This window comes from Corynebacterium sp. HMSC073B01 (assembly GCF_001838255.1).
In the GTDB taxonomy this organism is placed as follows: Bacteria; Actinomycetota; Actinomycetes; order Mycobacteriales; family Mycobacteriaceae; genus Corynebacterium; species Corynebacterium jeikeium_D.
Genome location: NZ_KV836145.1, coordinates 1 through 2,054 on the forward strand (window position 1 = coordinate 1; position 2,054 = coordinate 2,054).

Consider the following 2,054-nt stretch of genomic DNA (forward strand, 5'->3'; position numbering starts at 1 on the left):
CGGAGGTCGCGGGTTCAAGTCCCGTCAGGGTCGCCACTTGATTAAATTCAAGTCTGGCCAGATAGCTCAGTCGGTAGAGCGTCCGCCTGAAAAGTGGAAGGTCAGCGGTTCGATCCCGCTTCTGGCCACAATTAATCCCCAGTCCGGAAACGGGCTGGGGATTCTTTGTTTTACCAGGTGTTTGTCGGGTTAAGTGACAAAAAGTGTGTCCGCTCGGTGTGTCGCCGGGTGGGCCCTTTTTATCTCATGGGCCCTTTCCGGATTCCTATGTTGTGTTGGTATTCGGTTGGGATAGCGTTGTCGTAGAAGGCTGGTCGTCCTGTTTCGTGGTCGGCTTTGTTGTGGTCTTCTGGGACAAGATCGTTGACTTTGGCGAGTTGATCTTGTCCGTAATTGCACTGCCTGGCGATCTTTAGCGGGTCGTCAGGCAGCTGCGTTTTCGAGTGCAGGTACCACTCGAGCATTTTGCGTTGGCGCTCCCCGGACCTGCCGCGATGCGCGTCGGCGATGCGTTTGAGCTGGGCGTTGACGCCGCCTTCCAGACTGTTGGTTGTTGATGCCCAGCGCTGTGGTTCGAGTGCTTCTGGTGGTGGCTGCAGGTAGGTAAACAGCCAGTTATTGCGCGATAGGTGCAGCAGTGAGTTGTATGCCTTGCGAACTCGCAGGTGGGTCCATTCCCACTGGTTGTTGAGGGTGCGGCGTTCTTTGGGGAGGGGTGTTTTTTCGTTGAGGAATGCTTTGAATACCTGTCCGAAGTCATGCAGGCGCAGCGTCCACTCCCGTGCCTGGTCGAGTGTGGTGATACGGGTCAGTTTCAACGCCAGGGCGTAGATAGCTTTGCCTGCGTCGGTGCGTGGACGGCTGGTGGTGTAGCGACGGACCACGCGTTGGGCATGGACAAGGCAGCGTTGGATGCGGGTGGTTGGCCAGCAGGTTTTGATTGCTGAGTAGGCGCCTTGGCCACCGTCGAGGACAACGCATAGTGGTGGGGCGATGTTTTTGAGTAGTTGGGTGTAGGCGTGGGCGGTTTCGCGTTGTGTCCAGTGCCATGCGATGACGTGGTCGTGGCTGGCTGCCACAAGTAAGCAGCCAGCGTCGGTGTAGGTGCCGTCGATGAAGATTTGGTCGTAGACCCGGTTGGGATCGGGGGTGTTAGGGACATCGATAAGCCACAATGAGGTGAACCGGCGGTCGAGTGTGCGCCGGGAGACATTCAAGGTGTCGGCCACCTTGGTTAAAGAAGCAGTGCCGGTGACGTAGGTGTGAAACGCTTTGAAATCCCGGGTGTGGGTCTGATCGGGGCGGTGTCGTGTTGTTGAGCATCCGCAGTCAGGGTTTTTGCATCGCCACCTGGTTGTCCCTTTGGTTGTGGTGCCGTTTTTCTTCATTTGCCCAGCGCATATAGGGCATCGGGGTCTGTTTGGAGTCACCCAGAAAGACAACCAGGCCCCTGTTACCACATGCAGGAGCCATTCCGGTGGATTGAGCAAGAAACGGGCCTGAATAAGGTCTGGAACCTTATATAAGCCCGTTTTATGCGGCCTGACCAGCAAATAGGCTGAAAATCAGACACACTTTTTGTCACTTAACCCTCTGATTCTCAAGATGGTGACTGGTGAGAAGCCAAAAACTACGGGCTGCAAATGTGAAACTGTATGAGTTTATGACACTTTCAGGCCATTTTTCGGGCTATTTTTGTCATAAACGTAGTCAGTAACTTGCATCGCCCCAACGCCGCCAGTCATAAACGTAGTCAGTAACTCGCATCGGTGTCACTGGGGGAGAGGGGGGCTTTACCCGGGTTTGGTGGGGAGAGCTTTTGCCACAGTCTAGGATGCCCCGAGACCCGGGGCTGGATGTCAGTTTTCAACTTAAAATATCTGCCATGAACTGGCGATTTGCTTATGTTCAGCGCTGTTCTGTAGAGTAACAACTCGTGCACAGCGCTGGTAATCCAGAAAGTTGAGCACGGCATTTAAGGCCCTGTGGCGCAGTTGGTTAGCGCGCCGCCCTGTCACGGCGGAGGTCGCGGGTTCAAGTCCCGTCAGGGTCGC

Annotated in this window: 1 protein-coding gene and 2 tRNA genes; 2 read left to right on the forward strand and 1 reads right to left on the reverse strand. The window is 55.3% G+C overall.

The genetic code is table 11. The features are described 5' to 3' along the window. Positions 1-55: 55 nt before the first annotated feature. Positions 56-128, forward strand: a tRNA-Phe gene (locus tag HMPREF2849_RS03115). Positions 129-239: 111 nt separating this feature from the next. Here HMPREF2849_RS03115 and HMPREF2849_RS03120 read toward each other — a convergent pair. Then, positions 240-1,430, reverse strand: coding sequence for an IS1249 family transposase (locus HMPREF2849_RS03120; protein WP_168163231.1), 1,191 nt, complete (start codon positions 1,428-1,430; stop codon positions 240-242). A 549-nt stretch (positions 1,431-1,979) separates the two neighbouring features. On the opposite strand from HMPREF2849_RS03120, the gene HMPREF2849_RS03125 reads away from it, so the two are divergent. Then, positions 1,980-2,053, forward strand: a tRNA-Asp gene (locus HMPREF2849_RS03125). Position 2,054 lies beyond the last annotated feature (1 nt).